At 71.6% G+C, this 8543-nt stretch carries 8 protein-coding genes; all 8 read left to right on the top strand.

The window, feature by feature from the left end:
* On the top strand, positions 1–377 hold a 377-nt coding region (locus tag ACY0I8_RS14010), incomplete at its 5' end, for a hypothetical protein (protein WP_461395259.1).
* Positions 378–538: 161 nt separating this feature from the next.
* Positions 539–4117, top strand: a complete 3579-nt coding sequence (gene smc / locus ACY0I8_RS14005; RefSeq protein WP_461395258.1) for a chromosome segregation protein SMC — start codon at positions 539–541, stop codon at positions 4115–4117.
* Positions 4118–4279: 162 nt separating this feature from the next.
* Positions 4280–4510 carry a DUF4160 domain-containing protein gene (locus ACY0I8_RS14000; RefSeq protein WP_461395257.1) on the top strand — a complete coding sequence of 77 codons (231 nt, stop codon included), beginning with the start codon at positions 4280–4282 and terminating at the stop codon, positions 4508–4510.
* Positions 4511–4518: 8 nt separating this feature from the next.
* Entirely contained in the window at positions 4519–4815 is a 297-nt protein-coding gene (locus ACY0I8_RS13995) for a DUF2442 domain-containing protein (protein ID WP_461395256.1), read from the top strand.
* A gap of 16 nt (positions 4816–4831) precedes the next feature.
* The gene (locus ACY0I8_RS13990) at positions 4832–5611 is read left to right on the top strand and encodes a DUF169 domain-containing protein (protein WP_461395255.1); all 780 of its coding nucleotides are present in this window, start codon (positions 4832–4834) and stop codon (positions 5609–5611) included.
* Between the two features lie 114 nt (positions 5612–5725).
* Positions 5726–6988 carry an MFS transporter gene (locus tag ACY0I8_RS13985; protein WP_461395254.1) on the top strand — a complete coding sequence of 421 codons (1263 nt, stop codon included), beginning with the start codon at positions 5726–5728 and terminating at the stop codon, positions 6986–6988.
* A 33-nt stretch (positions 6989–7021) separates the two neighbouring features.
* Entirely contained in the window at positions 7022–7444 is a 423-nt protein-coding gene (locus ACY0I8_RS13980; RefSeq protein WP_461395253.1) for a MarR family winged helix-turn-helix transcriptional regulator, read from the top strand.
* Positions 7437–8543, top strand: a 1107-nt coding sequence (locus ACY0I8_RS13975; protein ID WP_461395252.1) for an MFS transporter, incomplete at its 3' end; no start/stop codon positions are given. The genes ACY0I8_RS13980 and ACY0I8_RS13975, both read left to right, overlap by 8 nt.

Below are 8543 nucleotides of genomic sequence, written 5' to 3'. Positions count from 1 at the left end.
GGCCCGAGGTGGCCGAGGCGGTGCGGAAGCGGGCCGAGGGAGGGGAGATCGCGTGCGCGGCGGCGTTCGCCGTGGCCGAGGAGTGCGGGGCGACACCGGCGGAGGTGGGGCTCGCCATCGACCTCCAGGAGATCTCGATCGTGAAGTGCCAGCTGGGGCTCTTCGGGTATCCGCCCAAGCGGAGCATCGTGGAACCCGCCGCGTCGGTGGACCCGGACCTAGAGGCCGCGATCCGTTCCGCCCTCGTGGACGGTCGGCTTCCCTGCGCCGAGGCGTGGCGCATCGCCGCCGAGCGGGGGATCGGCAAGATGAAGGTCTCGGAGGCCTGCGAGGCCCTCGGGGTCAAGATCTCGTCGTGCCAGCTCGGCGCGTTCTGACCCTCGGCCCCGGCCCGGCGCACCGCCGGGCCGGGGGCAACACAAGATCTTGTGTTCTAGGCCACCGGAGCCACAGTACGTTGTGTTTTATCCTTTACTTTTCCCCCCCGATCCCGTAGCATGCCGGCGTCGCCTCCTCCCCTGACGTCGGATGGAGCCGGATGAAGCTCAAAAAGCTCGACCTCTGCGGCTTCAAGACCTTCCCCGAACCCACCCAGATCGTGTTCCACGACGGCATCACGGCCGTGGTGGGGCCCAACGGGTGCGGCAAATCGAACATCATCGACGCGATCCGCTGGGTCATGGGCGAGACGAGCGCCAAGGGGCTCCGCGGCGACGCCATGACCGACGTGATCTTCAGCGGCAGCGACTCCCGGAAACCCCTGAACCTGGCCGAGGTCACCCTGACCCTGACCGAGGTGGAGGGCGCGCTCCCCGAGAAGTTCGGCAACTACCACGAGGTGGCCATCACCCGGCGGCTCCACCGGTCGGGGGAGAGCGAGTACCTGATCAACAAGGTGCCCTGCCGGCTCCGGGACATCATGGAGCTTTTCATGGACACCGGCGTGGGGCGCCGGGCCTACTCGGTGGTGGAGCAGGGGCGGATCGACGCGATCCTGTCGGCGAAGCCCGAGGAACGACGGTCGCTCATCGAGGAGGCGGCCGGCATCACGAAGTTCCGGGCCCGCAAGGAGGAGACCCAGCGCAAGATGGAGCACGTCCGCCAGAACCTGGAGCGGATCGGGGACGTGATCGGCGAGGTGCGCCGGGAGATGAACGCCCTCAAACGCCAGGCGTCCCGGGCCGAGGCGTTCCGGAAGCTCCGGGCCCAGCGCCGGGAGGGGGAGCGGGCCCTCCTGGTGTTCGAGTGGTCCGGGCTCACCGAGCGCCTGGCCGCCTGCCGCGACCGGGTGAAGGGACTGGAGGCCCAGTTGGTGGAGGCCCACGCCGCCGTGAGCCGGACCGAGGCCGAGGTGGAGGCGGCGCGGCTCGCCCTCCTGGAGAGGGAGAAGGGGCTCGAGGGGGTCCAGAAGGGGGTGTACGAGGTCCGAAACCGGATCGCCCAGGCCGAGGAGCGCTCGTCCTTTCTGCGGCGGGAGATCGACGCCCTGGCCGAGCGGGCGACCGCGGCCGAGGCAGAGGCGGCCGACCTCGTCCGAAGGCGGGAGGAGCTGGCGGCCGAGGCCGAGGCGGTCCGGCGGGAGCTCGCCGAGTTGGAGCAGAGCCTGGAGGGCCGGGAGGGGGTTCTGGAAACCCTGGAGGGGGAGCACGAGGCCGCCCTCGAGGCCCAGCGGGAGGCCGAACGGGCCGTGGAGGCCCGCAGGCGCGAGGTGCTCCAGGCGCTCTCCGAGGTCACCCGGCTGGGCCACGCCCTCGACCACGCCGCCCGCCAGGAGTCGGACGCCCAGCGGCGCCTGGCCGAGGCGAACCGGACCGAGGCCGAGGCCCGGGAGCGGCTGGCCGAGGTGGAGGCCGAGATCGAGCTCCGCCAGGGGGAGCTCCGCCGGGCCGAGGCCGCCCGGGACGAGACTGCGGCCGAACGGGCCCGGCTCGAAGAGGCCCTGCGGGCGACCCGTAGCCGGCGCGAGCAGGCGAACCGCCGCGCCGAGGAGCTGCGCCGGAAGCTCCACGGAGACGAGTCGCGGCTCCAGAGCCTGGAGCAGCTCAAGAATCGGTTCGAGTGGTACGCCGAGGGGGTCAAGGAGGTGCTGGCCCAGGCCCTGGCGACGGGCCGCAACGGGGTGCGCGGCGTGGTGGCCGACATCCTGGCGGCGCCGCCGGAGTACGAGGCCGCCCTCGAGGCGGCCCTGGGGGAGCGGCTCCAGTACGTGATCGTGGAGGATCCCGACCGGGGGCTGGAGGCCGTGACCCACCTCAAGGAGCGGCGGGCCGGCCGGTCAAGCTTCGCGCCGGTGGAGCTCCGGCCGGGCCTGGAGCCCGTGTTTCCCCCGGCCGGCGCGCCGGGGGCCCGGGGACGGCTCCTGGATCTCGTCGAGGTGGCCGAGGGCTACGAGGCGTTCGCCCGGGGGCTCCTGGGCGACGTGTTCGTGGTGGAGAGCCTGGAGCACGCCGTGGGGCTGTGGCGGCAAAACGGGATGCGGGCCACCCTGGTGACCCTCGACGGCGACACCGTGAGCCCCGAGGGGGTGATCTCGGGGGGCGCGAAGGCCGGGGAGCAGGCCGGGCTCCTCCGAAAGAACCGCGAGATCCGGGAGCTTCGCCGCACGGTCGAGGCGCTCCGGCGGGACCTGGAGGCGGCCGAGCAGGAGGTGGAAACCCTCGATGCCGAGGCCGCGCGTCTCGAGGCCGAGGGGGAGGCCGCCCGGGAGGAGGCCCACCGCCAGGAGCTCCAGGTGGTGCACCTGGCGCGGGACCTGGAGCGGCTCGCCGAACGGCGCGAGCGGCTGGTGGAGCGCTGCGAGGGGATCGCCTTCGAGCGCGAGGAGCTCCTCGAGGCTCAGGAGCGGTTTCGGGAGGAGCGGCTGCGCCTCGAGGCCGAGCGGCTCGAGGCGGCGGAACACCACCGGCGGGCCGAGGAGCAGGCGGAGGCGCTGGAGGCCGAGGTGGAGGCCCTCCGGGAACGGGCCCGGGTGCTCGGGGCCCGGGTGGCCCAGCAGCGGGTGCGGGACGCCGCGGACCGGCAGCGGCACCGGGGGCTTCAGGAGCGGATCCGCACCCTCGTGACGAGCCTCGAGAACGTGGACCGCCGCCGGGAGAAGCTCGCGGCCGAGGCCGAGCGGGCCCGGGCCGAGCGGGCCCAGCGGTTCGAGGAACTCCGCCAGGTGCTCGCGTTTCTCGACGTCGCCCGGCGGGAGCTCGAGACCGCCGAGGGCTCGGCGCGGGAGGCGGCCGAGGCCCTCGACACGGCCCGCGCCCGGGTGGGGGAACTCGAAAAGGCCGGCGCGGCGTCCCGGGTCCGGCTCGGGGAAGTCCAGGAGGCCCATAACGCCGCCGCCCTGGAGCTTCGGGAGCGGGAGGTGGAGGCCCGGACCCTGGCCGAGCGGTTCCGGGAGAAGACGGGCGAATCCATCGACGAGGCCGCCCGGGAGGGCGTGCCCGAGGGGTTCGACCCGGAGGCCACCCGGGCGCTCCTGGAGGACCTCGACCGCAAACTCGCGGGGTTCGGCGAGGTGAACCTGCTCGCCATCGAGCAGTACGAGGAGCGCAAGGAACGGTTCGAGTTCCTGGAGCGCCAGCGCGAGGACCTGGAGGGGAGCCTCCGGTCGCTCCAGGAGGCGATCCGGAAGATCGACCGGGAGAGCCGAAAGCGGTTCGGGGAGACCTTCGAGAAGGTCCGCGAGGCCTTCCGGGAACTCTATCCGAAACTCTTCCGGGGCGGGGAGGCCGAACTCGTCCTCACCGAGCCCGAGGACCTCCTCACCACGGGGATCGACATCGTGGCGCGGCCCCCCGGGAAGCGCCCCCAGAACATCAGCCTCCTGTCGGGCGGCGAGAAGGCGCTTACGGCCGTCGCGCTCATCTTCGCCATCTTCCAGGTGAAGCCGAGCCCCTTTTGCATCCTCGACGAGGTGGACGCCCCGCTCGACGAGGCGAACATCGGCCGGTTCACGGAGCTCCTGGCCGAACTCAAGACCCGCTCCCAGTTCGTCATCATCACCCACAACCGCTCCACCATGGAGGCGGCCGACCACCTCTACGGCGTCACCATGTCCGAACCCGGCGTGAGCCGGGTCCTCTCCGTCAAACTCCACGACGAAGCCCCGGCCGAGGCGGCCTGACAAAGCGGGGGCGATCCGGCCCCGTCTCCGTGGGCTTTTCCCCGGACCCTGGGCCATTCGGGTCGGCCGTGGTATGGTTCCCCCAGGTCGGGGCGAACGGGCTGTCGGCGGAAAGGTCGCGCGTGCCGGAACTGTGCCGCTTCTTTAGGAATCGTGATTCGGATGTTCGTCGAGGTCGGGGAGCCGCACCACGTCCCGCATTTCCACGCGTACTATCAGAACCACGTGGGCGTGTTCGGCATTGACCCGGTGGAGATGGTGGCCGGGTTCTTGCCGCGCCGGCAGCGGCGGCTCGTGGAAGCGTGGGCCGAGCTACACCAGGAGGAGCTGATGGAGGACTGGCAGCGTCTGCAGCAAGGGCGACGCCCGTTCCCCATCGAGCCTTTGCGGTGAGGGTGACGATGACGCACGGCATTTACAAGGTGACCGAACTGGTTGTGGAGGGCCCGTACACCTTGCGGTTGCGGTTCGACGACGGCGCGGAGGTGACGATCGATTTTCGGCCCGTGTTGGAGGGGGAGGTGTACGGAGAACTGAAAGACCCCGAGGTGTTTCGGCAGGTTCGGATCGACCCGGAGGCGCACACCCTCGTGTGGCCGAACGGCGCGGATTTCGATCCCGAGACCCTTAGGAACTGGGACACGTACCTCCCCGCGCTCGCCGAGAGGGCGAGGCGCTGGGCGTCCCGGGCGGCTTGATGTGGAGGGCGGCACGATGACCGAGACGATCCAACGCTTTCTGGACGCCGTGGAGACCTGCGTGCGGCCGCTCACGAAACCCGTGGGCATCAAGCTCGCCGCGGAAGGGGAGGCGGCCCCGCCCAAAACGAAGCGGCCGCTTGAGCACCTGAAACGGCGGATGACCGTGTGCCAGGGGCTCACGGCGGCCCGTACCCTGGGCTGGACCATGGCCTTCGGGGCGGACGACCACGGGTGCCCCATGCCCAAGGTGTTCGCCGGCCACATCCCCCCCGACCGGCTCCTGACCGGCCAGGTAGCCGATTTCTACCAGGCCGACCCCGAGGTGGCCCGGGCCATGGAGGCGAGCTACCCCCGCTGGCCCGAGGGGCGGTACCGGGAGATCTGGCTTGCCCCCCTGGACCGGTGCGCGTTCGAGCCCCATGTGGTGGTGGTGTACGGGAACCCGGCCCAGGTTCTGGCCCTGATCCAGGCCGGGAACTTCGGGGTGGGCACCGGGGTTCGCTCCGTGAGTTCGGGCCGGTTCGGGTGCTCGGCCTGGATCGCCGGGGTGGCCCAGTCGGGGGAGTGCACCTACCTCGTGCCGGGGCCGGGGGAGCGGGTGTTCGCGGGCACCCAGGACCACGAGATGGCGTTCGCCGCGCCCGCGGGCGCCCTGGACCGGGTGGCCGCCGGGTTGAACCACGTACGCCGGGGCGGGGCCTACCGCTACCCCGTGCCCAACCTGGCGGCCCTGAGCGAGCCCCAGATGCCCCCTAAGTACCACGAGATCGATCCGACCCACGCCCCGGACTGACGGGACGGACCGAACCGAGGAAGGCGGTTTCATGTATTGAAACCGCCTTTTTCTTGACAAGACGGTTTGTGTGCGAAATATTGGGCCGGCCGGCGGGGGCGGAAAGGCGCGCGCATGGACGGGTCGGCCCGAGGGGGGAAGGGCGAGTGGGGGCACCGGGGCTGGTGGGTGCTGGGGAGCGCCGTGTTCGTCCTGTTTGCGATCGGGGCGGTGCGGTTCTCCTATGGGGTGCTCTTCCGGCCGATGATCGAGGAGTTCGGCTGGAGCCGGGAGGTGGGCTCCTGGGCCTACTCGGCGAACATGTGGTGCTTCGCCCTCACCATGCCCCTGTCGGGGGCCCTGTACGACCGGTTCGGGCCCCGCCGGCTCCTGGGGCTCTTCGGTGGGCTTCTGGTCGCCGGGGTCGCGCTGTCCGCGGCGGCCACCTCCCTGGGGCCGTTGGTCGTGGGGTACGGCTTCCTGGCCGGGGTGGGGTTCGGCGGACTCGGCCCCACGCTCCTGGCGAGCGTGGTGGGGCGGTGGTTCGCGGGCCGCACGGGGTTTCTCATGTCGCTTGGGTTCGCCGGGATCGCGGCGGGCCAACTCACCCTGCTTTCCCCCGTGGCCTGGGCGGCCGAGGTCCTGGGATGGCGGTGGGCCCTGGGGGGCCTCGCCCTTCTCTTGGTCCTCGCGGTGGGTCTGGCCCTGGTCTTCGTGCACGACGAACCCGCCGCGTTCGGCCTCGGTCGGGTGGGGGAGGGGAATCCGCAAGGCCCGCGGCGCTCCCCTGATGGCGAAGGGGCCCGGATGGGCTGGGGCGGGGCGGTGGCCACGGCCGCGTTCTGGGTCATCTGCGCCGTCTACGCGATCTGCGGCTTCACCGACTTCCTCGTCGATCTCCACGTGGTCCCCCTTCTCCTCGACCGGGGTGGAACGCTCCTCGCCGGTGGCGCGGTCAAGGCGGTCATGGGGGCCGCCTCGTTTTTCGGGGTGCTCCTGTCCGGGTGGCTCGCCGACCGCATGGACGAGCGCGTTCCCCTGGCCGCGTCGTTCGCCCTGCGGGCCCTCATCTTCGCGGGGGTGCTTCTGCTCCCGGGGTTGGGGCCGGCCGTGGGGTTTGCCGTGTTGTACGGGTTTTCGTTCATGGCGTCGGCCCCCATCACCACCGTACTGGTGCGGAAGCGCTACGGGGTGGCGAACATCGCGCTGCTGACGGGCACCGTGACCTTCGTCCACCACGCCGCCGGCGGACTGGGTGCGTTTCTGGGAGGCGCGGTGTTCGACCGGTTCGGCTCCTACGGGGCGGCCCTGGCCCTGGCCGGGGCGCTCTCGGCCGCGGCGGCCGGGCTCAGCCTCGCGATCTCCAAGGCCCGCGGGGAGGGCGCGGGGGCCGCCTAAACCGGCCAGCTCCCGCGTGAAAAGGAGAGATCCGTGCTGTTTCGGGAGTGCCTGTGTTTCGCGCTGGGCAAGGTGACGCGTCAGATGGCCCGCGCCTACCGCGAGCGGCTCGAGCCCTACGGCCTCACCCAGCCCCAGTTTTTCCTCCTCATCGCGCTCTATGAGGAGGACGACATCCCCATCTCGCGGCTCGCCGAGGCGGTGGCGCTCGACAAGTCTACCCTGACGGGCATCCTCGACCGGCTGGAGCGCGACGGGTTGGCCGAGCGGGTGCCCACCCCGGAGGACCGCCGGGTGGTCCACGTGCGGCTCACCCCGAAGGCCCGGGCCCTGGAGGGGGAGTTGCGGCGGATCTACGAGGAGACGAACCGGGTGTTTCTCGTCCGGCTCACCGACGAGGAGCGCCGGGTGCTGGACCGGGTGGTGGCGAAGTTCGAGGAGGTGTCCCATGGGTGAGCGGCGGGTCCACTACGGCTGGGTCGTCATCTTCACCGGACTTCTGGTGACCATCGGGGCCCACGGGTTCGGCCGGATGTCCTACACCCTGATCCTGCCGGCCATGAAGGACGGGCTCGGGTTCACCTACACCCAGTTGGGGCTCCTCGAGATGGGGAACTTCGTGGGGTATCTGGTGATGGCCCTGGTGGGCGGCATGCTGGCCGCCCGGTTCGGGCCCCGGCGGGTCATCGCCTCGGCCCTGGTCCTCATGGCGCTCACCCTAGCCGGCATGGGGGTGGCCCGGGGGTTCGGGTTCGCCCTGGCCATGCGCACCCTCACGGGGCTCGGGAACGGGGCGGCCTACGTGCCGGCCATGGCCCTCGGGGCGGCGTGGTTTGCGCTTCGGCTCCGGGGGCTCGCGACCGGGATCGTGACCGCCGGGATCGGGGCGGGCACGATGATCGCGGGGCTCATCGTGCCGCCGATCCTCCAGGCCGGCGGCCCCGAGGGCTGGCGCACGGCCTGGTTCGTGCTGGGGGCGGCGGTTCTGGCGATCGCGGCGGTGGCCGCGGCGCTCCTTCGCACGAGCCCGGCCGAGGTGGGGCTTCGGCCGATCGGCGAGGATCCGGCGGTCGCACCGCCCGCCGGGACCCCGGGCGGGCGGGCCGGGGTGCTCCAGTGGGGGCTCGTGTACCGCCAGCGAAAGGTCTGGTACCTGGGGTTCGTGTACTTCATGTACGGGTTCTCCTACATCATCTACGTGACGTTCTTCGTGGCCTACCTCGTGAAGCAGCGGGGGTTCGGCACCGGGGAGGCGGGGGGGCTGTGGGCGCTGGTGGGGGCCCTGAGCACGTTCTGCGGGCTTTTGTGGGGCGGCATCTCCGACCGGATCGGCCGGGCCCGGGCCACGGCCCTGGCCTACACGGTGCTCGCCTTCGCCTACGGGGTGTATGCGCTGAGTTCGGGCCGGTTCGGCCTCTACCTTTCGGCCGTGGTGTTCGGGGTGACGGCCTGGAGCGTGCCGACGATCACGGCCGCGGCCGCCGGCGACTACGTGGGGCCGCGGCTTGCGCCCGCCTGCCTCGGGTTCATCACGCTCTTTTTCGGGATCGGCCAG

The organism is Deferrisoma sp. (assembly GCF_054681715.1).
The sequence above is the reverse complement of the archived record's forward strand: the minus strand, read 5'-3'. Positions and strand labels throughout refer to the sequence as shown.

What these genes read in the sequence shown, in the direction of transcription:
- smc (WP_461395258.1), top strand. Translation starts at nt 539, where the DNA reads ATGAAGCTCAAAAAGCTCGACCTCTGCGGCTTCAAGACCTTCCCCGAA.
- ACY0I8_RS13985 (WP_461395254.1), top strand. Translation starts at nt 5,726, where the DNA reads ATGGACGGGTCGGCCCGAGGGGGGAAGGGCGAGTGGGGGCACCGGGGC.
- ACY0I8_RS13995 (WP_461395256.1), top strand. Translation starts at nt 4,519, where the DNA reads ATGACGCACGGCATTTACAAGGTGACCGAACTGGTTGTGGAGGGCCCG.
- ACY0I8_RS13990 (WP_461395255.1), top strand. Translation starts at nt 4,832, where the DNA reads ATGACCGAGACGATCCAACGCTTTCTGGACGCCGTGGAGACCTGCGTG.
- ACY0I8_RS14000 (WP_461395257.1), top strand. Translation starts at nt 4,280, where the DNA reads ATGTTCGTCGAGGTCGGGGAGCCGCACCACGTCCCGCATTTCCACGCG.